The sequence below is a fragment of the Acidovorax sp. GW821-FHT09A11 genome, assembly GCF_059418365.1.
Genome location: NZ_JBWKPS010000004.1, coordinates 203928 through 227587, shown reverse-complemented (window position 1 = coordinate 227587; position 23660 = coordinate 203928). Strand labels below are relative to the sequence as shown.

At 67.0% G+C, this 23660-nt stretch carries 24 protein-coding genes; 6 read left to right on the top strand and 18 right to left on the bottom strand.

Features of this window, described 5'->3' with window-relative positions:
- Positions 1-2: 2 nt before the first annotated feature.
- From htpX to AC07PV_RS12160, 5 genes are all read right to left on the bottom strand, one after another.
- Positions 3-881, bottom strand: a complete 879-nt coding sequence (gene htpX / locus AC07PV_RS12180) for a protease HtpX (protein ID WP_218293259.1) — start codon at positions 879-881, stop codon at positions 3-5.
- Between the two features lie 199 nt (positions 882-1080).
- Positions 1081-1851, bottom strand: a complete 771-nt coding sequence (locus AC07PV_RS12175) for a DUF3025 domain-containing protein (protein WP_494630363.1) — start codon at positions 1849-1851, stop codon at positions 1081-1083.
- Positions 1836-2888 carry a dihydroorotase gene (gene pyrC / locus AC07PV_RS12170; protein WP_494630361.1) on the bottom strand — a complete coding sequence of 351 codons (1053 nt, stop codon included), beginning with the start codon at positions 2886-2888 and terminating at the stop codon, positions 1836-1838. The genes AC07PV_RS12175 and pyrC overlap by 16 nt, the downstream gene beginning before the upstream one ends.
- A 109-nt stretch (positions 2889-2997) precedes the next feature.
- Entirely contained in the window at positions 2998-3996 is a 999-nt protein-coding gene (locus tag AC07PV_RS12165) for a Bug family tripartite tricarboxylate transporter substrate binding protein (protein WP_218340465.1), read from the bottom strand.
- A gap of 32 nt (positions 3997-4028) precedes the next feature.
- The gene (locus AC07PV_RS12160; RefSeq protein WP_492254611.1) at positions 4029-5198 is read right to left on the bottom strand and encodes a M20 family metallopeptidase; all 1170 of its coding nucleotides are present in this window, start codon (positions 5196-5198) and stop codon (positions 4029-4031) included.
- 102 nt (positions 5199-5300) lie between these two features.
- Between AC07PV_RS12160 and AC07PV_RS12155 the strand changes: the two genes are divergently transcribed.
- Positions 5301-6221: a MurR/RpiR family transcriptional regulator gene (locus AC07PV_RS12155; RefSeq protein ID WP_494630360.1), complete on the top strand. Its 921-nt coding sequence runs from the start codon at positions 5301-5303 to the stop codon at positions 6219-6221.
- A gap of 199 nt (positions 6222-6420) precedes the next feature.
- Here AC07PV_RS12155 and AC07PV_RS12150 read toward each other — a convergent pair whose 3' ends face one another.
- The 6 genes from AC07PV_RS12150 to AC07PV_RS12125 all read right to left on the bottom strand — a co-directional run bounded on the left by AC07PV_RS12150 (position 6421) and on the right by AC07PV_RS12125 (position 11865).
- Complete coding sequence (locus AC07PV_RS12150) at positions 6421-7158, bottom strand: amino acid ABC transporter ATP-binding protein (RefSeq protein ID WP_218293253.1); 738 nt, start codon at positions 7156-7158, stop codon at positions 6421-6423.
- 148 nt (positions 7159-7306) lie between these two features.
- Complete coding sequence (locus AC07PV_RS12145; protein WP_218293252.1) at positions 7307-7972, bottom strand: amino acid ABC transporter permease; 666 nt, start codon at positions 7970-7972, stop codon at positions 7307-7309.
- A 1-nt stretch (position 7973) separates the two neighbouring features.
- On the bottom strand, positions 7974-8732 hold the full coding sequence (locus tag AC07PV_RS12140; RefSeq protein ID WP_218293251.1) for an amino acid ABC transporter permease: 759 nt from the start codon (positions 8730-8732) through the stop codon (positions 7974-7976).
- 108 nt (positions 8733-8840) lie between these two features.
- Complete coding sequence (locus AC07PV_RS12135) at positions 8841-9740, bottom strand: amino acid ABC transporter substrate-binding protein (protein ID WP_218293250.1); 900 nt, start codon at positions 9738-9740, stop codon at positions 8841-8843.
- Positions 9741-9855: 115 nt separating this feature from the next.
- Positions 9856-10752 carry an amino acid ABC transporter substrate-binding protein gene (locus AC07PV_RS12130; RefSeq protein WP_218293249.1) on the bottom strand — a complete coding sequence of 299 codons (897 nt, stop codon included), beginning with the start codon at positions 10750-10752 and terminating at the stop codon, positions 9856-9858.
- Positions 10753-10932: 180 nt separating this feature from the next.
- A complete protein-coding gene (locus AC07PV_RS12125; protein ID WP_218293248.1) occupies positions 10933-11865 on the bottom strand; it encodes a LysR family transcriptional regulator in 933 nt (310 codons plus the stop codon).
- A gap of 236 nt (positions 11866-12101) precedes the next feature.
- Here AC07PV_RS12125 and AC07PV_RS12120 point away from each other — a divergent pair, with 236 nt between their 5' ends.
- From AC07PV_RS12120 to AC07PV_RS12110, 3 genes are read left to right on the top strand one after another with little or no spacing between them, the layout of a single operon-like run.
- Positions 12102-12665 carry a TRAP transporter small permease gene (locus AC07PV_RS12120; protein WP_494630359.1) on the top strand — a complete coding sequence of 188 codons (564 nt, stop codon included), beginning with the start codon at positions 12102-12104 and terminating at the stop codon, positions 12663-12665.
- The gene (locus AC07PV_RS12115) at positions 12662-13960 is read left to right on the top strand and encodes a TRAP transporter large permease (RefSeq protein WP_218293246.1); all 1299 of its coding nucleotides are present in this window, start codon (positions 12662-12664) and stop codon (positions 13958-13960) included. Before AC07PV_RS12120 ends, AC07PV_RS12115 begins: the two co-directional genes overlap by 4 nt.
- Before the next feature lie 41 nt (positions 13961-14001).
- The gene (locus tag AC07PV_RS12110) at positions 14002-15039 is read left to right on the top strand and encodes a DctP family TRAP transporter solute-binding subunit (RefSeq protein WP_218340469.1); all 1038 of its coding nucleotides are present in this window, start codon (positions 14002-14004) and stop codon (positions 15037-15039) included.
- A gap of 141 nt (positions 15040-15180) precedes the next feature.
- Here the strand turns inward: AC07PV_RS12110 and AC07PV_RS12105 are convergent, their stop codons facing one another.
- From AC07PV_RS12105 to AC07PV_RS12095, 3 genes are all read right to left on the bottom strand, one after another.
- On the bottom strand, positions 15181-15513 hold the full coding sequence (locus tag AC07PV_RS12105) for a nucleotide pyrophosphohydrolase (RefSeq protein WP_218340470.1): 333 nt from the start codon (positions 15511-15513) through the stop codon (positions 15181-15183).
- Positions 15514-15589: 76 nt separating this feature from the next.
- The gene (locus tag AC07PV_RS12100) at positions 15590-16522 is read right to left on the bottom strand and encodes a 2-hydroxyacid dehydrogenase (protein WP_494630358.1); all 933 of its coding nucleotides are present in this window, start codon (positions 16520-16522) and stop codon (positions 15590-15592) included.
- A 147-nt stretch (positions 16523-16669) separates the two neighbouring features.
- Complete coding sequence (locus AC07PV_RS12095) at positions 16670-18532, bottom strand: ABCB family ABC transporter ATP-binding protein/permease (protein WP_218293242.1); 1863 nt, start codon at positions 18530-18532, stop codon at positions 16670-16672.
- A 128-nt stretch (positions 18533-18660) separates the two neighbouring features.
- Between AC07PV_RS12095 and AC07PV_RS12090 the strand changes: the two genes are divergently transcribed.
- On the top strand, positions 18661-19086 hold the full coding sequence (locus AC07PV_RS12090; RefSeq protein WP_218293241.1) for an acyl-CoA thioesterase: 426 nt from the start codon (positions 18661-18663) through the stop codon (positions 19084-19086).
- A 69-nt stretch (positions 19087-19155) separates the two neighbouring features.
- Here the strand turns inward: AC07PV_RS12090 and AC07PV_RS12085 are convergent, their stop codons facing one another.
- The 4 genes from AC07PV_RS12085 to AC07PV_RS12070 form a co-directional block, all read right to left on the bottom strand.
- On the bottom strand, positions 19156-20127 hold the full coding sequence (locus AC07PV_RS12085) for an amidohydrolase family protein (protein WP_494630357.1): 972 nt from the start codon (positions 20125-20127) through the stop codon (positions 19156-19158).
- Between the two features lie 203 nt (positions 20128-20330).
- Complete coding sequence (locus AC07PV_RS12080; protein ID WP_218340474.1) at positions 20331-20906, bottom strand: bactofilin family protein; 576 nt, start codon at positions 20904-20906, stop codon at positions 20331-20333.
- A 269-nt stretch (positions 20907-21175) separates the two neighbouring features.
- The gene (locus AC07PV_RS12075; protein ID WP_218293238.1) at positions 21176-21661 is read right to left on the bottom strand and encodes a thioesterase family protein; all 486 of its coding nucleotides are present in this window, start codon (positions 21659-21661) and stop codon (positions 21176-21178) included.
- 108 nt (positions 21662-21769) lie between these two features.
- Complete coding sequence (locus AC07PV_RS12070; protein WP_218340475.1) at positions 21770-22567, bottom strand: crotonase/enoyl-CoA hydratase family protein; 798 nt, start codon at positions 22565-22567, stop codon at positions 21770-21772.
- 217 nt (positions 22568-22784) lie between these two features.
- Here AC07PV_RS12070 and AC07PV_RS12065 point away from each other — a divergent pair, with 217 nt between their 5' ends.
- Positions 22785-23660, top strand: a complete 876-nt coding sequence (locus tag AC07PV_RS12065; protein ID WP_218293236.1) for a branched-chain amino acid ABC transporter permease — start codon at positions 22785-22787, stop codon at positions 23658-23660.

Sequence of the window (23660 nt, the reverse complement as noted above, 5' to 3'; positions counted from 1 at the left end):
TGCTACTGCTGCTGCGCGTTCTGCAGCGCGGCAATGCGCTCTTCGATGGGCGGGTGCGTGCTGAACAGCTTGCCGATGCCGCCGGCGATGCCCATGGCGGCCATGCTCTTGGGCAGCTCGGCCGGGTGCATGCCACCCAGGCGGGCCAGGGCGTTGATCATGGGCTGGCGGCGGCCCATGAGCTGGGCGGCACCCGCGTCGGCGCGGAATTCGCGCTGGCGGCTGAACCAGGCCACGATCATGGCGGCCACGAAGCCCAGCAGGATGTCGAGCACGATGGTGGTCACGTAGTAGCCGATGCCGGGGCCCGAGCTGCTCTCGTCGTTCTTGCGCAGGAAGCTGTCCACGGCGTAGCCGATGACACGCGACAGGAACACCACGAAGGTGTTCATCACGCCCTGGATCAGCGTCATGGTGACCATGTCGCCGTTGGCGATGTGGGCCACCTCGTGGCCGATCACGGCCTCGACCTCTTCACGCGTCATGCCCTGCAGCAGGCCGGTGGACACCGCCACCAGCGCCGAGTTCTTGAACGCGCCCGTGGCGAACGCATTGGGGTCGCCCTCGAAGATGCCGACTTCGGGCATGCCGATCTTGGCTTCGGTGGCGAACTTGCGCACGGTCTCGACGATCCAGCGCTCGTCGGGCGAGCCGGAGCCGTCGATCACGCGCACGCCCGAGGTCCACTTGGCCATGGGCTTGCTGATGAGCAGCGAGATGATCGCGCCGCCAAAGCCCATGACGAGCGCGAAGCCCAGCAGCGCGCCCAGGTTCAGCCCGTTGGCCGTGAGGTAGCGGTTCACGCCCAGCAGGCTGGCCACCACCCCCAGCACGACAACGACGGCCAGGTTGGTCATCACAAATAACAGGATCCGCTTCATGGAATGAATTCTCCGTGGGGTCAACAACAACAGTGTCCGCTGGTCCAGATGGGGGCCGGGGACCGCGCTTCAAGCGGTACGCCCTCGGGCGTGGCGGGCCGCTGCAGCCCCCGCGCCCGCCGCCCATGGCCGCGATTTCATCGCGCTATGGTAGGTGCAAACCTGTGGTGCGGCCTTATCACACAAGCCTTGACGGGAATTAGGGAGCGGGTGCAGCGCGCGGCGGACGGAACACCTGGGCGTCGGCATAGAAGCCCGGCACCTCATTCGCCCGCCACCAGCCGGGCACGCCCAGCACCGGCAGGGGGGTGAAAGGCTTGGCGTCCCAGGTGGGAGATTGCACCCGCCGCGCCAGCCAGGCATCCAGACCCGCTATGGATTCAATAGCTGCAGGCGCTCGATAGACGTGCGCCACCATGGGTTTTCGGGGTGCCACCAGCTTCTCCAGCAGCGCATGGCCGAACAGCACCAGCCGGGCTTCGCGCCACAGCGGGCGCAGGTCGACGAACAGGCGCTGCCAGTCGCGCGCCCGGAGCGCATCCCACAGTGCGTCGGGCGCCTGCAGCAGCGCGCCGTTTTCATCGAACACCGTGAGCGCATCGCGCAGCGGCCCGCGCACCGCCTGCACGCCGTCGGCGGCGATGGCCTGGGCCTGCAGTTCGTTCAGGCGGCGCTTGGTGAGCGGGAAATGCAGCCACACCAGGCCGTTGAAGAAGTCGTGCAGGTTGTCGCGCGTGGGCACGCGGCGGGTGTCCCAGATGTACTGCTCGTAGGCCACGCCCTCGGGCAGCGCGGCCTGCGGCGCGAACAGCATGGGCACCGCGCCGCGCGCCGCGGACTGCAATGCCTCGTGCACCGCGCCGCCGCCCTGCACCTGCCGCGCGATGGGCTGGCCCAGGCCGCGCCACGGCGCCAGCCAGGGAGCGCTCCAGTCGATGGCGTCGAAGGAGGGGCTTACACCAGCCGCCACGGCAGCGCTTCACCGGAGCGCAGGGGCTTGAGGTTGGCCTCGCCGAAGACGAAGCTCTCGGGCGGCGTCCAGGATTCGCGGCGCAGGGTGATGGTGCCGGTGTTGCGCGGCAGGCTGTAGAAGTCGGGGCCGTGGAAGCTGGCAAAGCCTTCGAGCTTGTCGAGCGCACCGGCGTTGTCGAACGCCTCGGCGTACATCTCCATGGCGGCATGCGCGGTGTAGCAGCCTGCGCAGCCGGTGGCGTGCTCCTTGAGGTGCGCGGGGTGTGGCGCGCTGTCGGTGCCCAGGAAGAACTTGGCCGAGCCGCTGGTGGCCGCCTGCACCAGGGCCACGCGGTGCGTCTCGCGCTTGAGCACGGGCAGGCAGTAGTAGTGCGGGCGCACGCCGCCGACGAAGATCGCGTTGCGGTTGTACAGAAGGTGGTGCGCCGTGATGGTCGCCGCGGTGAAGCGGTCGGACGCCTTCACGTAGTCGGCCGCGTCCTTGGTGGTGATGTGCTCGAAGACGATCTTGAGCTCGGGGAAGTCGCGGCGCAGCGGGATGAGCTGCTGGTCGATGAAGACGGCCTCGCGGTCGAACAGGTCGATGTCGCTGCTCGTGACTTCGCCGTGCACCAGCAGCAGCATGCCGGCCTTCTGCATGGCCTCGAGCGTCTTGTAGGTCTTGCGGATGTCGGTCACGCCCGCGTCGCTGTTGGTGGTGGCGCCCGCGGGATAGAGCTTGCAGGCCACCACGCCCGCATCCTTGGCGCGCACGATCTCGTCGGCGGGCAGGTTGTCGGTGAGGTACAGCGTCATCAGCGGCTCGAACTGCACGCCGGCGGGCACGGCGGCCAGGATGCGCTGCTTGTAGGCCAGGGCCTGCTCGGCCGTGGTCACGGGCGGGCGCAGGTTGGGCATGATGATCGCGCGGCCGAACTGCGCGGCCGTGTGCGGCACCACGGTGGAAAGCGGCTCGCCGTCGCGCACATGCAGGTGCCAGTCGTCGGGCCGGGTGATGGTGAGGGAGTCGATGGGGGGGTGGAGGGCGGCGGTCATGGGCAGCATTGTCCCATCGGCTTTGGAACTATCAATTTGATAGCTGCCGGCGCTTGACAAACAAGGACCAGCAGCCAAAAGCAATCACGAACAGCAGGCCAGCACGACCTCATTCCGCCGTGATGCCCGCCTTGCGCACCACCTCGCCGAATTTCACGAGGCGCTCGGACATCATCTTCTCGAAGGCGGCGGGCGCCATCTCCTCGGGGGCGATCACGCCGCGCTCCTTGAGGTTGGCCAGCATCGCGGGCGAGGTGGCGACCTGGCGCACGGCCTTGTACAGCGTCTGCACGATGGCATCGGGCGTGCCGCCGGGGGCCGCCAGGCCTGTCCACGAGGTGAGGTTGAGCTCCGGGTAGCCCACCTCGGCCATGGTGGGCACATCGGGCAGCTGGGCCAGCCGCTGGTCGGCCGCCACGGCCAGGGCACGGACCTTGCCGGCCTGCACGTGCGGCAGCATGATCACCAGGTTGTCGAGGATGAACTGCACTTCGTTGGCCAGCACGGCCGTGATCAGCGGCGTGCCGCCACGGTAGGGAATGTGGGTGGTGAAGGCGCCGGTGGCGGCCTTGAACATCTCGACGTTGAGCTGGCCCATGCTGCCCACGCCGCCGCTGCCGTAGTTGAGCTTGCCGGGGTTCTTCTTGGCGTAGGCCACGAACTCGGCGAACGTCTTGAACGGCAGGCTGCTGTGCACCACCAGCGCGTTGGGCTGGCGGCCCAGGATGGCGATGTTCTCGAAATCCTTGACCGGGTCGTAGCCCACCTTGGGCTGGGTGAGCGGGTTGGCCAGGTGGCTGCTTTGCGACGACACGACCAGCGTGTAGCCGTCGGGCTTGGCGCGCGCCACGTACAACGCGCCCACCGAGCCGCCCGCGCCCGCGCGGTTTTCCACGATGATGGGCACGCCCAGCACGCGCGAGAGCGGCTCGGAATACTGGCGGGCCATGATGTCCACCGACCCGCCGGGCGGGAACGGCACCACCAGGGTGATGGGGCGCGAGGGGAATTTCTCGTCCGCCTGGGCTGCTACCGGCGCCAGGCCCGCAAGGCCCAGCCCCAGGCCGGCGGAAAGAACATGGCGGCGGTTGGGTTGTGTGGAATGCATGGGGTCTTCTCTCGAAAAGGAATGGGGAGGGATCAGGGATGGTCCAGGATGGCCAGCGCCACGGCCTGGGCGCGCGGCACGAAGGTGGACAGCTCGCAGTACTCGCGCTCGGTGTGCGGGTGGCCGCCCACGGGGCCGGTGCCGCACAGCGTGGGCGCGCCCACGGAGGCGGTGAGGCCGCTGTCGGCCGCGCCCCCGGTGAATTCGCCCTGCACCTCGAAGCCCAACGACTGGGCGCCGCGCTGGTACAGCGCCAGCAGCGCGTCGGGCGTGGGCTTCATGGGCAGCGTGCGGCGCGATTCGGTGATGCGGCCTTTGGTGCGTGGCACGGATTCCTCCTCCACGATGGCGCGCACCCTGGCGAGCAGTTCCTCGGGGTCGGTGTCCGAGGTGAAGCGCAGGTCCACCGCGGCCTTGGCGTGCGGCGCCACCATGTTGGGCACGATGCCGCCCTGCACCACGCCCACGTTGGCGGTGGTGCCCGTGGAGGGGTCGGTGAGTGCGTGCAGCGCCAGCGTCTTGCGGGCCAGGGCCTCGATGGCGCTCGCGCCCGCCGCGTGGTTGATGCCGGCGTGGGCGGCGACGCCCTCCACCTCGAACTCCACCACCATCGAGCCCTTGCGGCTCGTCACCAGGTTGCCGCTGACGCGTCCCGGCTCGGCATTGAGCACCGCCTTGACGCCGCGCGCCTGGGCCATGATGCGCTCGCGCGTGGCGGGCGAGCCGATCTCCTCGTCGCACGAGAAGAACAGCTGCAGCGGCCCCTGGAGCCCGCCGCAGCGCGCGAAGGCCTCGGCCACGAACACGTTCATCACCAGGCCGGATTTCATGTCGGCCACGCCCGGGCCGTAGGCACGGCCGTCCTCCACGCGGAAAGGGCGCCGCGCCACGGTGCCCGAGGGGAACACGGTGTCCATGTGGCCCATGAGCACGATGGGCGGGCCGTCGGCGGCGCCGGGAACGTGGGCATGCAGCAGCACGCCGTAACCCGGTACGGGCTCGAACCGCACGGCCACACCGGCGGCCTCGAGCCGCTCGCGCAGGACGGTGGCCACGGCCGTCACCCCCGCCTCGTCGCGGCTGCCGCTGTCGATGTTCACGACTTTCTGCAACAGGTCTTGCATGGCCTGCGACTGGCCAGCGAGCCAGTCCAGGATGCGACGGCGCACCTGGGAGCCGCTTGCTTCAAGGGTATCCTGCATCTGTGTCCTTGGGTCCTGCCCCTGAACGCGGGGCGAAAATTGGGCCGAAGTGTTGCACGCGCTGCCTCTGTTTGCAATACATTTTTCATAAAAGAGACATTCATGAAATCATCATTGCAAGAATCCGCCGGCTTGCTGACCGAGCGCCTGGCCCGCCAGGGCGCCGAACTCACGACCAGCGAGCGCGCGCTGGCCGAGGCGCTGGGGCGCGACTACCCGCACGCGCTGCTGGAGTCCGCCACGGCGCTGGCGGCGCGCAACGGCACGAGCGCATCGACGGTGGTGAGGCTGTTCGCCAAGCTGGGCTATGAAAGCTATGCCCAGGCGCAGCGCGAGGCGCGCGGCGAAGTCACGGCGCTGCTGCAAACGGCCGGCCAGCGCGCACCGGTGACCATCGGCACGGAGCGCAGCCTGCAGCAGTGCCTGGACGATGCGCTGCTGCACGACCAGCACAACATCGCCGCCACGCGCGACGGCCTGGACATGGCGGCCTTCGAGGCCATCGCCCGGCGCATCGCCCAGGCGCGGGGCCGCCTGTTCGTGCTGGCCCAGATCAACAGCGCGCCCGTGGCCGCGTGGCTGGCACTGCACCTGAACATGTGCCGCCCGGGGGTGCATGAGCTGGGCGTGGGCGCCGTGGCCACCACCGACCAGCTGCTGTGGGTGCAGCCCGAGGACACGCTGCTGGTCTTCAGCATCCGCCGCTATGCGAGCGGCCCGGTGAAGGTGGCCCAGCGCTTTCGCGACGCGGGCGCACAGGTGCAGGCCATCACCGACAGCGCGGCCGCGCCGCTGGCGCGGCTGGCCCAGCACCGGCTTCAGGTGCGCACCTCCAACGCATCACCGTTCGACTCCTACACCGCGGCCTTCTTCCTGTGCAACGCCCTGGTGTCGGCCGTGGCCCAGCTGCGCCACAAGGCCGTGTCCGAGGCCCTGAAGCATCGCGACGACCTGTGGACGGATTTTGAGTCGCAGCTCATCGTGGAGGGCAGCCCGCCAGCCGGCCGGCGGGGCAAGCGTTAGCCTGGGCTCCTTGGCATTGCATGCGCCCATAAAAAAAGCGCTCCGAAGAGCGCTTTTTGCTTTTAATCCTGAACACCTGCACGCCACTCGCCGCATGAAACTGGCGCGGCCCAAGCCAGTGCCACCGGGGAACTGGCTTTGCCAGGCCACCGGTGGCATCCCCTGGGGGAAGGCGCCGCAGGCGACTCAGGGGGAGCCATCAGTGCTGCAGGATCTTGTTGAGGAAGTCCTTGGTGCGCGGCTGGCGGGCGTCGGGGTTGTTGAAGAAGTCGTCCTTGGAGCAGTCTTCCAGGATCTTGCCGCCCACGTCCATGAAGATCACGCGGTTGCTGACCTTGCGGGCGAAGCCCATTTCGTGGGTCACGCACATCATGGTCATGCCTTCGTTGGCCAGGCCCACCATCACGTCCAGCACCTCACCGACCATTTCGGGGTCGAGCGCGGACGTGGGTTCGTCGAACAGCATCACGATGGGGTCCATCGACAGCGCACGGGCAATCGCCACGCGCTGCTGCTGGCCGCCCGAGAGCTGGCCCGGAAACTTGTCCTTGTGCGCCATCAGGCCCACGCGTTCGAGCATCTTCAGGCCACGCTTCTTGGCGTCGTCCGCGCTGCGGCCGAGCACCTTGATCTGCGCGATCGTCAGGTTCTCCGTCACCGACAGGTGGGGGAACAGCTCGAAATGCTGGAACACCATGCCCACGCGGCTGCGCAGCTTGGGCAGGTCGGTCTTGGGATCGTGCAGGCGGATGCCGTCCACCGTGATCTCGCCCTTCTGGAAGGGCTCCAGCGCGTTGATGGTCTTGATCAGCGTGGATTTGCCCGAGCCCGAGGGCCCGCACACCACCACCACTTCACCCTTGTTGATGGTGGCCGAGCATTCATTGAGCACCTGCACGGGGCCATACCACTTGGATACGTTCTTGAGTTCGATCATTTCTTTCTCCAATCTCTTCTCTCGTCACTTGTTCAGGGCGCTGCGCATGAGACCGATCCGGCCCCATGCGAGGACGCCGTGGAACTGGCTTTGCCAGGCCACTGGCGTCGTCCCTCTCGGGGGAAGGCGCCGAAGGCGACTCAGGGGGCTACCGAATAATTGCGATCTTCTGGTGCAGGCGCTTGACCATCCAGGACAGCGCGTAGCACATCACAAAGTACAGGACGGCGGCCGCCAGGTAGGCCTCGATGGGCCGGCCGAAGTTCTTGCCTGCCACTTCGAAGCCCTTGAGCATGTCGTAGGCGCCGATGGCGTAGACCAGCGACGTGTCCTGGAACAGGATGATGGTCTGCGTGAGCAGCACCGGCAGCATGTTGCGGAACGCCTGCGGCAGCACTACGAGCTTCATGTTCTGGCCATACGTCATGCCCAGCGCCTGGCCGGCATGCACCTGTCCGCGCGGGATGGACTGGATGCCGGCGCGCATGATCTCGCTGAAATAGGCGGCCTCGAACGCGATGAAGGTCACCACGGCCGACACTTCCGCGCCGATGGGCCGCCCGATGATGGCGGGCACCAGCAGGAAGAACCACAGGATCACCATCACCAGCGGAATGCTGCGCATGCCGTTGACGTAGATGGTGGCGGGCACGTCGAGCCATTTCTTGCCCGACAGGCGCATGAGCGCGAGCACGGTGCCGAAGATCACCCCGCCAATGGTGGCCACGAAGGTGAGCAGCAGGCTGAAGTACAGCCCCTTGAGCACGAAATTGGAGATGAGATCCCAGTTGTAGAAGGAGAAGTCGAGATTCATATCAATGACCTCCGCCTGCGCTGCTGGCCACGACCATGCCCGGGATGCGCACGCGCTTCTCGATGAACGCCATGATCCGGTTGATGGCAAAGGCCGAGATGATGTAGAGAGCCGTCACGGCCAGGTACACCTCGATGCCGCGCGAGGTTTCTTCCTGCGCCTGCATGGCGAACATGGTGAGTTCGGCCACCGACACGGCAAACGCCACCGACGAGTTCTTGAAGATGTTCATCGTCTCGCTGGTCAGCGGCGGGATGATGATGCGAAACGCCATGGGCAGCAGCACATAGCGGTAGGTCTGGAACGTGGTGAACCCCACCGCCAGGCCGGCATAGCGCTGGCCGCGTGGCAGCGTCTGGATGCCCGAACGCACCTGCTCGGCGATACGCGCCGAGGTGAAGAAGCCCAGGGCCAGCACGACCAGTGCAAACCCCGGAACGCCCTTGAGCACCGGGAACAGGCTCGGCAGGACGTGGTACCAGAGGAAGATCTGGACCAGCAGCGGAATATTGCGGAATAGCTCGACCCAGGCATTGCCCAGCCGAACGATCACCGGCCGGTCCTGCAGAGTGCGCAGCGTGCCGATGAAAGAGCCCAAAACAAGTGCCAGCACAAGTGCCAGCAGAGAAACAGACACCGTCCAGCCCCAGGCAGACAGCATCCAGTCCAGGTACGTGATGTCGCCGCCCTTGCCAAAGCAGCTTTGCACGACTTCCCGGTCCATGGTGTCCTGGCAGAACACCTGCCAATCCCAACTCATAGGAGCACCCCTTTAATTCTTGGTGTTGCGTTGGCCGCTACCGCTCGCGAGCCCAACAAAAAAGCCCCTTCAAACCGGCTGGCCGAAGGGGCACAAGCGCTCAGAAGATCACTTCTTTGCGTAGTCTTCCATGGGCTTGTCGTTAGGCGATGCCCAGGCGGCCTTGGTGGCATCGGAGATCGGCAGGCCGATCTTGGTGTTGGTCGGCGGCACGGGCTGCATGAACCACTTGTCGTACAGCTTGGCCAGCGAACCGTCCGCGATCTGGCGCTTGATGGAGTCGTCCACGGCCTTCTTGAAGGCTGCATCGTCCTTGCGCAGCATGCAGGCGATGGGCTCCACGCTCAGGACTTCACCGACGATCTTGTAGTCGGCGGGGTTCTTGGACTTGGAGATGTTGGCCGCCAGGATGGAGGCGTCCATCACGAAAGCGTCAGCGCGGCCCGTTTCCAGCATCAGGAAGCTGTCAGCGTGGTCCTTGCCGAAGACTTCCTTGAAGTCGATGCCGCCAGCGCGCTCGTGCTTGCGCAGGGTCTGCACCGACGTGGTGCCCGTGGTGGTGGCGATGGTCTTGCCGTTCAAGTCCTTGATCGACGTGATGCCCGAGCTGGACTTCACGGCGGTGCGCACTTCTTCCACATAGGTGGTCACGGCAAACGCCACGTCCTTCTGGCGCGCTGCGTTGTTGGTGGTGGAGCCGCACTCCAGGTCCACGGTGCCGTTGGTCACCAGGGGGATGCGGTTTTGCGAGGTGACGGGCTGGTACTTGACGTCCAGCTTGGGCAGGCCCAGCTGCTTCTGGATGTCGGCCAGGACGACTTCGCCCATTTCGGTGTGGAAGCCCACGAACTTGCCGTTGCCCAGGGTGTAGGAAAGACCCGAAGACTCGCGCACACCCAGCGTCACGCTGCCCGAGGCCTTGATCTTGGCCAGGGTGTCGGTGGCCTGAGCGAAAGCGCTACCTGCAGCCAGGGCGGTCACGGCAACCGCGAGCAAATGCTTCTTCATTGGTATCTCCTTGTGTGTGAAGCGAAAAAAGGGATGGATTCTAGAGATTCGACCCTGCCGGGGGTACCGGCAGACCGCATTCTCCAAAAATGGAAACCTCGACCAGGGATATTAGTCAGAACGGGACCTGGTCGGTAGGGTATTTCCAGAAGTCCCGCAACAAGTAGCTGACCGGAAGATTCAGCACCGTGTTGTTCGGGGGGATGGGCTTGTTGAACCATTTGTCATAGATCGGATAGATGTCGCGGCTGGTGATCAGGCGGCGCATCTCCTCGTCGATGAGCTTCTTGAACTCGGGGTCGTTCCTGGGCAGCATGATGGCCAGGGGCTCGGTGGTCATGAAGCGGCCCACCACCTTGAGCGCCTTGGGGTCGGGCCGCCCGGCCGCCAGGCCGTACAGCAGCACGTCGTCCATCACGAAGGCGTCGGCCTCGCCCTTTTCCACCATTTCGACGGCCTTGGCATGGTCGGGCGCCTCCACGATGGTGATGCCCATCAGGCGTTCGCGGTTGGCCTGGTCGGCCGCCTTCAGCGGCGTCGTGCCCTTGGTGGACACCAGTTTCTTGCCGTTGAGGTCTTCCACGCGGTCGATGGGGCTGGCGGACTTCACCAGCAGGCGCGCGCCGGTAATGAAGTGGGGGATCGTGAAGGCCACTTTCTGACGCCGCTCGGCGTTGTTGGTGGTGGAGCCGCACTCCATGTCGGCCTTGCCCTGCTCGATCACCGCGATGCGGTTGGCCGGCGTGACCGCCACGAACTCGACCTCCATGTCCTTCTTGCCGGTCTTCTTGCGCACCACCTCGGCCAGGCGCAGGCACAGATCCATCGCGTAGCCCACCGGCTTGCCGGACTGGGTGTCGATGTACGAGAAAGGCACCGACGATTCCCGGTGGGCGATCACCAGCTTGCCGCCGGCGCCGATGCGCTCGAGCACCGAGGCCTGCGCAGAAGTCGCAAAAGCGCTGCACAGGGCGGCAAGGCCCCAGGCAATTCCCCAATGCTGAACGTTCATACGGTGTCTCGGTGAGTGGATGGATCGGATTTGCAATGTTCGTGCCACCGTGGGGCCTTCAGAGGGCGCGCGCTGCGGTAACCGACCCGTCGATGGCGCAGACTGTACGTGTCGTTACCGTGAAATTCCAATGCCGTTTGCGCGCGCAACTATGCAAAGTGTTTATATCCGTATTTACCCTTAGCATGACCCTGCCTGGGATTGCAGGTAGGTCCACAGGGCCTGCGCCGTGCCCTTGGGGGCTTCCTTGCCTGCGGGCTTTTCGCGGTAGGCGCGCACGTCCATGGTCATCTGCAGTCCTTCGGTATCGGGCGGCGCCGCACTGACCAGGCGGCGCGAGCGCAGTTCCTTCTTCACCGCGCTGTGCGGCAGGAAGGCCACGCCATGGCCCTCGAGCGCCATGGCCTTGAGGCCCTCGGCCATGTCCGTCTCGTACACCCGCTCCAGATGGATGGGCGTGCCGGACTCCTTGAGGATCAGCTCCGTCACGCGCCCCAGGTAGGCACCGGGCGCGTAACCCAGGTAGGGCAGCGGCTGCCCGGCGCGGCCCGGCAGGCGGTGCAGCGGCTGGCCTTCCGCGTCGGCCTTGCTGTAAGGGGAGAGCACCTCCTGCCCCAGGCTCACCATCTCGTAGCGGTCGGCATCGAGCTGGAACGGCTGCGAAGGGTGGTGGTAGGCGATCAGCAGGTCGCAGCCGCCCTCCACCAGCCGCATCACGGCGTCGTGCACGTTCAGGGCGATGAGGCGGCTCTTGAACGGGCCGAACTTGTCGTGCAGGCTGGACACCCAGGCGGGGAAGAAGGTGAACGCGAGCGTGTGCGGCACCGCGAACTCGATCATGTCCTTGCCGGCGCTGGTGTGCGCGCGCAGCATGGCGCGCGTGTTCTGCAGTGCCTGCAGCATTTCCAGCGCCTGGTCGTACAGGGTCTTGCCGGCGGGCGTGAGGCGGGTGGGGTAGGAGCTCCGGTCCACCAGATCGGTGCCCGCCCAGGCTTCCAGGGCCTGGATGCGCCGGGAGAAGGCGGGCTGCGTCACGTGGCGTAACTGGGCGGAGCGGCTGAAGCTGCGCGTTTCCGCAAGACTGACAAAATCCTCTAGCCACTTGGTTTCCATGGGCGCATTATCCGCGCGCGCCCGCGGACGTGCTTCGTAAAGATATGAGGGTTTTCACAGCCCGCGCCAGGCGCACCAATGGTGTGCATGCATAGCAACCATCGCATAATAGAAAGCAGCGCTTACCGCGCTTTTTTTGCGCTCGGGGCGGGATTCGCCCCAGCCCCCGGTGCACAACACCGCCGGGCAGGGCGGCCGGCATTCGCATATGTTTGTTCCCCTCCACCCCTGCTCCCATGTCCTCCTCTCCCCCCCCCGGGCCCGCGGCCGATGCATCGCCCGGCGCTGCCAGCCCCGACGCCGAGCCCCGCTCGCTGCGCCTTGAAGACTGGCTCACCGTCCTCGTGATGGCGGCGCTCGCGCTCATCACGTTCGCCAATGTCCTGGTGCGCTATTTCACCAACTCCTCCTTCGCCTGGACGGAGGAAATCTCCGTGTTCCTGATGATCGTGCTGGCCCTGGTGGCGGGCTCCGCCGCCGTGGCGCGCGACCAGCACATCCGCATCGAGTATTTCGCCGAAGGCGGCTCTGCCCTGCGCAGCAGGCGCCTGGCGCAGCTGGGAGCCATCACCGTGGCCCTGCTGTTCGGGCTGATCGCGGTGCTGAGCGTGCGCGTGGTGTGGGACGACTACCGTTTCGGCGAGACCTCGCCCGGCATCGGCGTGCCGCAGTGGTGGTATTCGATCTGGCTGCCCGTGCTGTCCACGCTGATCGCGGCGCGGGCCGTCGGCCTGCTGGTGCGGCGCACGCGCGCGGCGCCCGGGGCCACCGATGAAGCCGCCGAGGACGCCCGGCCATGATCGCCACGCTCCTGTTCGTGGCCTTCCTGGGCCTGATGTTCGTGGGCGTGCCCATCGGCGCCGCGCTGGGGCTGGCGGGCGCCGCCGCCATCGCGCTGGCCAATGCCGACAGCCAGTGGTTCGGCCTGCTGGCCGTGCCGCAGAACTTCTACGCCGGGCTGGGCAAGTACCCGCTGCTGGCCATCCCCATGTTCGTGCTGGTCGGCTCCATCTTCGACCGCTCGGGCGTGGCGCTGCGCCTGGTCAACTTCGCCGTGGCCATCGTCGGGCGCGGCCCGGGCATGCTGCCGCTGGTGGCGATCGCCGTGGCCATGTTCCTCGGGGGCATCTCGGGCTCGGGCCCGGCCAACGCCGCCGCCGTGGGCGGCGTGATGATCGCCGCCATGTCGCGCGCGGGCTACCCGCCCTCGTTCTCGGCCAGCGTGGTGGGCGCGGCAGCGGCCACCGACATCCTGATCCCGCCCTCGGTCGCGTTCATCATCTACTCGGTGCTGGTGCCCGGCGCCTCGGTGCCGGCGCTGTTCGCCGCCGGCATGATCCCCGGCATCCTGGCAGGCATCGCGCTGATCGTGCCGGCCGTGTGGATGGCCCGCAAGCACAAGATGGGCGCGCTGGAAGCCACCATGCCCCGCCCTCCGTTCTGGAAGAGCCTGCGCGAGGCCACCTGGGGCCTGGCCGCGCCGGTGCTGATCCTGGGCGGCATGCGCGCCGGCTGGTTCACACCCACCGAGGCCGCCGTGGTGGCGGTGTTCTACGGCCTGTTCGTGGGCATGGTGATCCACCGCACGATCAAGGTGCGCGACCTGTTCCCCATCCTGCGCGAATCGGGCGAGCTGTCGGCCGTGATCCTCATCGTGGTGTCGCTCGCGGGCATCTTTGCGTATTCGCTGTCCACGCTGGGCGTGATCGACCCGGTGGCCAACGCCATCGTGAACTCCGGCCTGGGCGAGTACGGCGTGCTGGCGCTGCTCATCGTGCTGCTCATCACCGTGGGCATGTTCCTCGACGGCATCTCGATCTTCCTGATCTTCGTGCCGCTGCTGCTGCCCATCATGCAGTTCTACAAATGGGACCCTGTCTGGTTCGGCGTGATCCTGACCCTGAAGGTGGCCCTGGGCCAGTTCACACCGCCGCTGGCCGTGAACCTCATGGTCTCGTGCCGCATCGCCGGCGTGCGCATGGAATCCACCGTGCGCTGGGTGGGCTGGATGCTGTTCGCCATGTTCCTGGTGATGGTGCTCGTGATCGCCTTCCCGCAACTGGCCCTGTGGCTGCCCGCCAAACTCGGTTATTGATTCACACATTGACCCCTGATTTCTACAAGGAGACTGAAACAATGAAACTGCGCACTTTCCTCACTTCCGCCGTCGCCACTGCGGCCGCCCTCGCCTTCACCGCCCCCGCCGCCATTGCCCAGACGGCCTACAAGAGCGAGTACCGCATGTCGCTGGTGCTGGGCACCGCCTTCCCCTGGGGCAAGGGCGGCGAACTCTGGGCCAACAAGGTCCGCGAACGCACCAGCGGCCGCATCAACATCAAGCTGTACCCCGGCGTCTCGCTGATCCAGGGCGACCAGACGCGCGAGTTCAGCGCGCTGCGCCAGGGCGTGATCGACATGGCCGTGGGCTCCACCATCAACTGGTCGCCCCAGGTCAAGCAGCTCAACCTGTTCTCGCTGCCCTTCCTGTTCCCCGACTACGCGGCGGTGGACGCGGTGACGCAGGGCGACGTGGGCAAGCAGATCTTCCAGACCCTGGACAAGGCGGGCGTGATGCCCCTGGCCTGGGGCGAGAACGGCTACCGCGAGATCTCCAATTCCAAGAAGGCGATCAAGACCCCCGAGGACCTGAAGGGCCTGAAGATCCGCGTGGTGGGCTCGCCCCTGTTCCTGGACACCTTCACCGCGCTGGGCGCCAACCCCACCCAGATGAGCTGGGCCGATGCACAGCCCGCGTTTGCCAGCGGCGCCGTGGACGGCCAGGAGAACCCGATTGCCGTGTACATGGCCGCCAAGCTGCACACCGTGGCGCAAAAGCACGTGACGATGTGGGGCTACGTGAACGACCCGCTGATCTTCGTGGTCAACAAGGACATCTGGGCGTCCTGGACACCCGCCGACCGCGAGATCGTCAAGCAGGCCGCCATCGATGCCGGCAAGGAGGAGATCGCCATTGCCCGCAAGGGCATGGTCGAGGCCGACAAGCCCCTGCTCAAGGACATCGCCGCCAATGGCGTGACCGTCACGCAGCTCTCCACCGCCGAGCGCGATGCCTTCGTGAAGGCCACGCGCCCCGTGTACGAAAAGTGGAAGGGCCAGATCGGCGCCGACCTGGTGGGCTCGGCCGAGAAGGCGATCGCCGCGCGCAAGAAGTGAGCAATGACATCACCGGCGCACGGAAGTAAGCCGGTGCGTGCAGCATGAAAAAGCCCCGCCCTGGCGGGGCTTTTTCATGGGCGTCCCGTCACCGCCAAATGGAGAGCACCCGGCATGCAACACCGGTGCACGCGCCCTCGTTCACTCCAGGTTTTCTGGTGCGGGGTGCTTGACGGCGTTCTTGCGCAGCTTGTGCTCCACCGCTTCGGCCAGGTCCACGCCCGCATGGTCGGCCAGCTGCAGCAGGTACAGCAGCACATCGGCCACTTCATCGGCGATGGGCTCCTTGAGCGCCGGGTCGTCGCGCACCGACCGCGACTGCTCGGGCGTCATCCACTGGAAGATCTCGGCCAGCTCGGCCGCCTCCACCATCAGCGCCATGGCCAGGTTCTTGGGGGTGTGGAACGGCTGCCACTGCCGTTCGGCCGCAAACACACGCAGCCGGGCCTGCAGCGCATTCAAATCGACGGACATGAGTCGCTCCTGATGGAATAGCTGCCAGCGCTTGTCCAGCAAGCGCCAGTAGCCGATATCACTATTGAACCTTCTGTCACACCACCGTGACGGGCGCCTCGCCCGCCAGGTGGCGCCGGGCGTTTTCCATGAACCGGTCCACCGAGGCCTGCACCGCCTCGGGCGACCAGCCCGCCACGTGGGGCGTGAGCACCACGTTGTCCAGGTCCAGCAGTTCGGCCGGGGGCGCGGGCTCGCTTTCGTACACATCGAGGCCCGCCGCCGCGATGCGGCCTTCGCGCAGCGCGGCGGCCAGGGCGGCCGTGTCGATCACGCTGCCGCGCGCGATGTTGACCACCACGCCGCGCGAGCCCAGGGCATCCAGCACAGCGGCATTGACAAGGTGCCTGGTACCTGCACCACCCGGCGTGGCGACCACGAGGAAGTCCGCCCATCCGGCCAGCGCCGCCACGTCTGCGAAGTAGCGGTAGGGCACATCGGTGCGCACGCTGCGGTTGTGGTAGCCCACCTTGATCTCGAAGCCCAGCGCGCGCTGCGCGATCTTCCTGCCGATGGTGCCCAGCCCGATGATGCCCAGGCGCTTGTGCGACACGTTGGGCGGCAGCGGCAGCGCCGTGCGCCAGATGCCCGCACGCGTGGCCTTGTCCAGCGCCAGGATGCGGCGCTGCGCCGCGATCAGCAGGCCCCAGGTGTGGTCGGCCACGCAGTCGTCGTTGGTGCCCGCGCCCGTGGCCACCAAGATGCCGCGCGCCTTGGCGTGCGCAACGGCCACGTTCTCATAGCCCGCGCCCAGCACGCAGATGAGGGTGAGCGCGGGCAATGCGTCGATCTGCGCGGGGCTCAGGCCCACGGCACCGATGGTGAGCACCACGCGCACGCGCACGCCATGCTGCGCAATGGCAGCCGCGGCCTGGGGCGCGTCGGGGGCGTAGACCACCTCGAAGGTCTGAGCCATCTGGGCGATGTGCTCTTCGGACAGGAACATGAGGGCAAGCAGGACAGGCTTCATGGGTCAATGCAATGTCAATGGAAAAAAACTGCGAGAACAAGAGCCGTGCGGCGTGCATCGTCTCCTTGCGCGCAGAGCGTACAAAACCGGCGCGGCCCGCGCGAGAGACACCCGGCAAGGGCCGCCCCATGGCGGGGGTGCCGCCCCTCAGGGGGAAAGCGCCGCAGGCGACTCGGGGGGGCTCTCCTGTTGCAAGGACCACATGCCCGCGTAGCGGCCTCCCAGGGCCAGCAGCTGGGCATGCGTGCCGCGCTCGATGATGCGTCCCGCGTCCATGACCAGGATCTCGTGCGCTTCCACCACCGTGGAGAGGCGGTGGGCGATCACCAGGGTGGTCTTGTTCTGCGAGACGTTCTGCAGCTCGGCCTGGATCGCGCGCTCGTTGGCCGAATCCAGCGCCGAGGTGGCCTCGTCGAAGATCAGGATGGGCGGGTTCTTGAGCAGGGTGCGCGCAATGGCCACGCGCTGCTTCTCTCCGCCCGAGAGCTTGAGCCCGCGCTCGCCCACCATGGTGCCGTAGCCCTTGGGGGTGCTGGCGATGAAGTCGTGGATGCGGGCGGAGCGCGCGGCCGCCTCCACCTCGGCCTGGCTGGCGCCGGGGCGGCCGTAGGCGATGTTGTAGGCCACCGTGTCGTTGAACAGCACCGTGTCCTGCGGCACGATGCCGATCGCCTGGCGCACGCTGGCCTGCGTCACGGCGCGGATTTCCTGCCCGGCGATGGTGATGCGGCCCTGCTGGATGTCGTAGAAGCGAAACAGCAGCCGCGCCAGCGTGCTCTTGCCCGAGCCCGAGGGCCCGACCACCGCCACCGTCTTGCCCGCGGGGATCTCGAAGCTGATGCCCTGCAGGATGGGGCGGCCGCTGCCAAGGTCGCCGCCCTTGCGCACCTCGTAGGCGAAATGCACGTCCTCGAAGCGCACGGCGGGCTGGTCCAGCCCGGCCAGGGGCAATGCGCCGGGGCGGTCGGCCACCTCGCGCTCCTTGTCCATCAGCGTGAACATCTTGTCCAGGTCGGTCAGGCTCTGCTTGATCTCGCGGTAGATCACGCCCAGAAAGTTGAGCGGGATGTACAGCTGGATCATGAAGGCATTGACCATGACGAGGTCGCCCAGTGTCATGCGGCCATCGACCACGCCCTGCGTGGCGCGCCAGAGCATGGCCACCAGCCCGGCGGCGATGATGAGCTGCTGCCCCGTGTTGAGCAGGGACAGCGTCGTCTGGCTCTTGAGCCGCGCGCGGCGCAGGCGCTCCAGGCTTTCGTCGTAGCGGCGGGCCTCGAAGCCTTCGTTGTTGAAGTACTTGACCGTCTCGTAGTTGAGCAGCGAATCCACGGCCTTGGTGTGCGCGGCCGAATCGAACTCGTTGGCCTCGCGCCGGAACTGGGTGCGCCACTCGGTCACCAGCACCGTGAAGACGATGTAGAACGCCAGCGCCGCCAGCGTGATCCAGGCAAACCAGGCGTCGAACTTCACGGCCAGCACGGACAGCACCAGCACCACCTCGACCAGCGTGGCCACCACGTTGAACAGCGTGAAGGAGATCAGCGACTCGATGCCGCGCACGCCGCGTTCGATGTCGCGCGTCATGCCGCCGGTCTGCCGCTCCAGGTGAAAGCGCAGGCTCAGGGCATGCAGGTGCTCGAAGGTCTGCAGCGCGATGGAGCGCGCCGCCCCCTGCGTGGCCTTGGCGAACACCAGTTCGCGCAGCTCGGTGAACAGCGACGTGGACAGCCGCAGCGCGCCGTAGGCCACCAGCAGCCCCACGGGCACCACCAGCAGCGCCGCCGGGTCTCCGGGCTTGAAGCTCATCGCATCGACCAGCGTCTTGAGCAGAAGGGGCACGCCCACGTTGGCCACCTTGGCGCCCACCATGAACACGATGGCGGCGATCACGCGCCACTTGTACTGCCACAGGTAGGGCAGCAGGCGGTTCAGGGTGCTCCAGTCGGACTGTGCAGGCGGTGCAATGGTGGCGGTGGCGGAAGGGGCGGTTTCGCCGTGGTGGCGCATGGGGGACAATTCCAGTTGTTGTTTTTACCGACCCGGCTGATGCCCAGGTGGTTTTTTGCAGGGCGCGAGCCTGTGATGAAACCCCTGGTTCCCCAAGGATTGGCTCAGCCCCAACCGAGATTGTGCCCATGTCTGCCGTTTTCAGCCCGCCCCCCGCCGCATTGCCCTCCGACAAGGAACTGGTGCTCAAGGTGATCCCCATGCCCGCCGACACCAATGGCAACGGCGACATCTTCGGGGGCTGGGTGATGGCACAGGTCGACCTCGCCGGCTCGGTGCTGCCCGCGCGCTACATGCAGGGCCGCATGGCCACCGTGGCAGTGAACGAGTTCATCTTCAAGCAGCCCGTGCGCGTGGGCGACATCCTGTCGTTCTTCTCGTCCATCACGCGCGTGGGCAACACCTCGGTCACCGTGGAGGTGGAGGTGTATGCCGAGCGTTTTGCCGAGCAGGGCCGGTACGTGAAGGTGACGGAGGCGCGGCTCACCTACGTGGCCATCGACGAGCAGGGACGCCCGCGCCCCGTGCCCAAGCTGGCGCCGAATCCGTCGTAGGGGAGAAACGGCCCCGCACGGCCCGGCCTTTGCGCAGGCTTTCCGGGAAGGCCCGGACCGGCATGCGGCCTAGGGCTGCCCGAGCCCCACCAGCCGCATCAGCGTGCCCCGCGCCACCTGCTGGCGCGCGCCAGGCGACAGCTGGGCCAGGAAGCCCTGCACGCTCGCGTACTTCATGTCGTCGCTCGCGGCCGAGCGGTGGCTCGCATCCGTTCCCACCAGAAAGCGCCCGGGCTGCTCCTCGATGAGCGCCAGCCACTCGGGCCAAACGCGCGTGCCATCGCGCAGGATGGTGTAGTCCGGCGAGCGGGGATGGTGCGGCCAGGTGCGCGCACTCAGTTCGTAGTAGAGGTTGGGATGCCGCTCCAGCATGCGCCGCGCCAGGAACAGCGGCGTATAGCCCCCGTGCGCCCAGATCACGGGCACATCCGGGAACCGCTGCAAGAGCTGTGAAAGCTCCGCCATGCGCGTGCTTTCGACATGCACCATCACCGGCACCTTGTGCTTGCGGGCCAGCTCCAGGATGCCCGCCATCATCGGGCCGGCCACGCCGAAGTCCGTCTCCGCGAAGCCGGCCGAGGGAAAGTGCGCCACCGAGATCTCGCCGATGCCCTTGTAGAGGCCGGTCGCCAGCATGTCGTCGAGCTGTGTGAGCAGCTCGACGCCGTTGTGCTCCCAGTGCGGCCGGTACGCCGTGCGTTCGGGCGATATCGAGGCGAACGGAATCAGCATGCCGGGGTGCTGGCGCGCGGCCTCGGCCACGGACTCATTGCTGCTGCGCCCGCCCCAGAACACCACCGCGTGGCTGGCCCCCCAGCGCGCCATGAGCTCCAGCTGCATTGGCAGGCTGTTGAGGTGCACATGGGCATCCACGAAGGGCGTGAGGGCGCCGGCCGGTGTGGGTGCCTGCGCGGGGCCGGGCGCGGCATCGCGCTGCACCGGCTGCCGCGTGGCGCGCCGCACGGGCTCGGACGGCTCGGCCTGCGGCCAGGCGTTGAGCGCAGCCAAGGCAAGGCACATGGCAAATAGAACTCGTGTCATGGTGGCGATGGCGCGAAGAAAGCGCGCCCGGAGTGCAGGACGACGTGGAAATTCTACAAAGCCGTTTCCATGCCGCCTTCTCCGCGCCCGCGCCGCACCGCCACCGACGCGCAGGACGGCACTAGGCACCCGTGACGGCTCCAGCCAGGCCGGGCTGCCGCGGGTGCCTGAATGCCCTGGTTATCTGTGTGCCGCGATGCGGATCAGGCCGCCATCGCCGTGGGCTCGGCCCGCAGCGGTGCAGACGCCGTGCGCTGCGCGCCGGACGACGACGCGCCGCTGGCAAAGCCCGCCTCGATCTCGCCCGCGAGCTGCCCGCCCTCTTCCACCACCAGCTTGCCGTAGCGGATCTTGCCGTTGACCTTGCCGGTGCTGTAGATCACGAGCTTCTGGCGCACGGTGAGCGTGCCATTGAACTCGCCATGGATTTCGGCGATGTCGATCTCGGCCGAGCCGCGGAAGGCGCCGTTTTCAGAGATCTGGATGACGCGCGAATCCATGGTGGCCTCGACCGTGCCTTCGACCACGAGCGTATCGCAATCGGTGATCTCCACGCCCTTGAGCTTGATGTTGGGGCCCACCGTGAGCTTGCTGCCCGATGAGTCGCTGGAAGACCGGTTGGCGGCGGTGCCGGCCACGGACTGCGCCGTCGCCGCGCTGCTGGCCGCCGTGCCGCTCAGGCTGGAGGCGGCAGATGAGGATGATGAAGTGGTGGTGCCATGGCGGGGTTGGAACGACTCAGGTTCACGCTTGCCAAAGAAGGGATTTTGCACGGCCATCAGATCTCCTTGAAAAGAAGTCATCGTAGGTTTGGGGCCCTGTGAAAGATGCCTTCGTTACGCAAGAACGGTAACCAAACGGTTCGTCCGTAGCATGCGCTTGCAAGGCTTGCGGGATCACACATCCACGCGATGGGGCGCGGCAACGGCCGTGACCTCGCCCCCGTGTCCGAAGAGGGGTGCGCGCGCAGCGCGTTGGCGGTGAAGCCGCCCCGCAGCGAAGGCGCCGTCCCCGCCCGCGCCGCACAGCGGCCTAGCCGCTCAGGGCGCTACGACACGATGTACGCCGCGGCCCCCGCCGACATGATCTCCCCGTCCGGGCCGAGGAATTCCATGCGCGTGCTGGCCACGCGCGAGCCCAGTCGCAGCACGTTGGCGCGCAGCTCGAAGTGGCTGCCGATGCCGGGGCGCAGGTAGTCGATGCGCAGGTCGATGGTGCCCAGCTTGGCAAAGCGGTGCAGGCGCTGCTCGGGCGCCTCGTCCATGTGCTTGGCGCCGATGGCCGCCATCACGGCCAGCCCGCCCATGGCGTCCAGCCCCGCGCTGATCACGCCGCCGTGGATGCGGTTGTACGCATAGTGGCCCACCAGGTCCGGCTTCATGTCGATGCGGCCCACCACGCCATCGGGCTTGAGGGAGGTGATCTTGAGGCCCAGCACCTGGTTGAACACGATCTTCTCTTCAAAGATGGCCTTGAGCCCGGCAATGAAGTCGGGCTCGAAGGCTTGCGGGGGCGGTGTGGTGGATTTGCTCATGGGTTTCCTGGGGGAGTGCGCGCGGGCAGCTCGGGCCCACGAACGTCATTTGCTATATTTTATATAGCGCACTGCGCTTTCACGATAAGCGCTGGCGGCCATTTTCACTCAAAAATCACCATGGCGTCCCTGCCCGTCGGCGAACCGCGCCGCTCCCCGCAGGGCGTCGGCCAGGCACGCCCGGCCCCCCGCCCACTCGCGCAGCAGGGCCTCCTGCAGCGGCAGCCCTTCGGCCGCGAGCGCGCTGGCCCGGTCGGCGCGCAGCGTGGCCTGCGGGAATGCTGCGATCTCCCGCGCCAGCGCGAGCGACGCCTGCAGCGCCTGCCCCGGGGGCACCACGCGGTTGCACAGCCCCATGCGCAAGGCCTCCGCCGACCCGACCTTGCGGCCGGTGAGGATGAGGTCCAGCGCGTGCGACAGGCCCACCAGGCGGGGCAGGCGCACGGTTCCGCCATCGATCAGCGGCACGCCGAAGCGGCGGCAAAAGACACCGAAGTACGCGTCCTCCTCCATCACGCGCAGGTCGCACCACAGCGCCAGCTCCATGCCACCGGCCACGGCCGCGCCGCTGACCGCGGCGATCACCGGCTTGGTGAGGTGCAACCGGCTGGGGCCCATCGGCCCCAGCGGCAACGGGGTGTCGGCCGTGAAATCGAGCGATCCGGCCAGCGCCTCGGGCGCCACGCCCTGCGCCTGCAGCCGCGCCCCCGACTGCAGGTCCCAGCCCGCGCAGAAATGCCCGCCAGCGCCATGGAACACCGCCACGTCGGCCGCGCCGTCCTGCTCGAACGCCAGGAACGCGGCGTGGAGCGCTCGCGCGGTCGCCGCGTCCACGGCATTGCGCACGTCGGGGCGGTGCAGTGTCACCAGCGTGACACGGTCCTCGGTCTCTATCTGTACGGACATGGCGTTCTCTCAGAGGGTGTTGCGCGCCTTCCCCGGCCCTGCCGGAGGGCGCCCCGGGGTGCGCCTATCGGACGCAACCCTTATTGCGCCCCGCCGCGCACTGCGTCAATATGCGCCGGGACCGATCAGGGTTAGCCCCGAGTGCGGGATGCGTCCGGCACAGGCACCATTATTTATGCAAAGCAATCGCTTTGTAAAAATATTCTGGAGCGCCAGGGTGCAATTCTTGCAACTGTTGATCAGCGGTATCTCCCAGGGGTGCATCTACGGCCTGATAGCGCTGGGCTTCGTGCTCATCTACAAGGCCACGGAGACCGTGAGCTTCGCCCAGGGCGAGCTGATGATGCTGGGCGCGTTCTGCGGCCTGGCGCTCATGACGGTGCTGGGCTTTCCCTTCTGGGTGGCGGTGCTCGCCAGCATCCTGGCCATGGGCCTTTTCGGCGTGGTGCTCGAACGCGCGGTGATCCGCCCCATCCTCGGTCAGCCCGCGTTCTCCATCGTCATGCTCACCATCGGCATCGGCTACGTGCTGCGCGGGCTGGTCACCATGATTCCCAACATCGGCACCGACACGCACACGCTGCCCGTGCCCTACAAGGACCTGTCGTTCCGCCTGGGCGCGCTGGTGCTCAACGCCGAGCAGCTGGTGGTGATTGGCGCCACGGCCGCACTGTGCGTGCTGCTGTTCGCTATGTTCCGCTACAGCAAGCTGGGCATCGCGATGCAGGCCTCGTCGCAGAACCAGCTGGCCGCGTACTACATGGGCATCCCCGTGCAGCGGCTCAACGGCCTGGCCTGGGGCCTGGCCGCCGCCGTGGCTGCCGTGGCGGGGCTGCTGCTGGCGCCCATCACCTTCGTGCACGCCAACATGGGGCTGATCGGGCTGAAGGCGTTTCCCGCCGCCGTAGTGGGCGGCTTTGGCAGCCTGCCGGGCGCCATCGTGGGAGGGTTGGTCATCGGGATCGTCGAATCGCTCTCGGGTTTTTATCTGCCCGACGGCTTCAAGGACACGGCGGCGTACATCGTGGTGCTGATCATGTTGATGGTCAAACCGAATGGGCTGTTCGGCGAAAAGCTGCGCAAGAAGGTGTGA

What these genes read in the sequence shown, in the direction of transcription:
- htpX (WP_218293259.1), bottom strand. Translation starts at nt 881, where the DNA reads ATGAAGCGGATCCTGTTATTTGTGATGACCAACCTGGCCGTCGTTGTC.
- pyrC (WP_494630361.1), bottom strand. Translation starts at nt 2,888, where the DNA reads ATGACCGCCGCCCTCCACCCCCCCATCGACTCCCTCACCATCACCCGG.
- AC07PV_RS12165 (WP_218340465.1), bottom strand. Translation starts at nt 3,996, where the DNA reads ATGCATTCCACACAACCCAACCGCCGCCATGTTCTTTCCGCCGGCCTG.
- AC07PV_RS12160 (WP_492254611.1), bottom strand. Translation starts at nt 5,198, where the DNA reads ATGCAGGATACCCTTGAAGCAAGCGGCTCCCAGGTGCGCCGTCGCATC.
- AC07PV_RS12155 (WP_494630360.1), top strand. Translation starts at nt 5,301, where the DNA reads ATGAAATCATCATTGCAAGAATCCGCCGGCTTGCTGACCGAGCGCCTG.
- AC07PV_RS12150 (WP_218293253.1), bottom strand. Translation starts at nt 7,158, where the DNA reads ATGATCGAACTCAAGAACGTATCCAAGTGGTATGGCCCCGTGCAGGTG.
- AC07PV_RS12145 (WP_218293252.1), bottom strand. Translation starts at nt 7,972, where the DNA reads ATGAATCTCGACTTCTCCTTCTACAACTGGGATCTCATCTCCAATTTC.
- AC07PV_RS12140 (WP_218293251.1), bottom strand. Translation starts at nt 8,732, where the DNA reads ATGAGTTGGGATTGGCAGGTGTTCTGCCAGGACACCATGGACCGGGAA.
- AC07PV_RS12135 (WP_218293250.1), bottom strand. Translation starts at nt 9,740, where the DNA reads ATGAAGAAGCATTTGCTCGCGGTTGCCGTGACCGCCCTGGCTGCAGGT.
- AC07PV_RS12130 (WP_218293249.1), bottom strand. Translation starts at nt 10,752, where the DNA reads ATGAACGTTCAGCATTGGGGAATTGCCTGGGGCCTTGCCGCCCTGTGC.
- AC07PV_RS12125 (WP_218293248.1), bottom strand. Translation starts at nt 11,865, where the DNA reads ATGGAAACCAAGTGGCTAGAGGATTTTGTCAGTCTTGCGGAAACGCGC.
- AC07PV_RS12120 (WP_494630359.1), top strand. Translation starts at nt 12,102, where the DNA reads ATGTCCTCCTCTCCCCCCCCCGGGCCCGCGGCCGATGCATCGCCCGGC.
- AC07PV_RS12115 (WP_218293246.1), top strand. Translation starts at nt 12,662, where the DNA reads ATGATCGCCACGCTCCTGTTCGTGGCCTTCCTGGGCCTGATGTTCGTG.
- AC07PV_RS12110 (WP_218340469.1), top strand. Translation starts at nt 14,002, where the DNA reads ATGAAACTGCGCACTTTCCTCACTTCCGCCGTCGCCACTGCGGCCGCC.
- AC07PV_RS12105 (WP_218340470.1), bottom strand. Translation starts at nt 15,513, where the DNA reads ATGTCCGTCGATTTGAATGCGCTGCAGGCCCGGCTGCGTGTGTTTGCG.
- AC07PV_RS12100 (WP_494630358.1), bottom strand. Translation starts at nt 16,522, where the DNA reads ATGAAGCCTGTCCTGCTTGCCCTCATGTTCCTGTCCGAAGAGCACATC.
- AC07PV_RS12095 (WP_218293242.1), bottom strand. Translation starts at nt 18,532, where the DNA reads ATGCGCCACCACGGCGAAACCGCCCCTTCCGCCACCGCCACCATTGCA.
- AC07PV_RS12090 (WP_218293241.1), top strand. Translation starts at nt 18,661, where the DNA reads ATGTCTGCCGTTTTCAGCCCGCCCCCCGCCGCATTGCCCTCCGACAAG.
- AC07PV_RS12085 (WP_494630357.1), bottom strand. Translation starts at nt 20,127, where the DNA reads ATGACACGAGTTCTATTTGCCATGTGCCTTGCCTTGGCTGCGCTCAAC.
- AC07PV_RS12080 (WP_218340474.1), bottom strand. Translation starts at nt 20,906, where the DNA reads ATGGCCGTGCAAAATCCCTTCTTTGGCAAGCGTGAACCTGAGTCGTTC.
- AC07PV_RS12075 (WP_218293238.1), bottom strand. Translation starts at nt 21,661, where the DNA reads ATGAGCAAATCCACCACACCGCCCCCGCAAGCCTTCGAGCCCGACTTC.
- AC07PV_RS12070 (WP_218340475.1), bottom strand. Translation starts at nt 22,567, where the DNA reads ATGTCCGTACAGATAGAGACCGAGGACCGTGTCACGCTGGTGACACTG.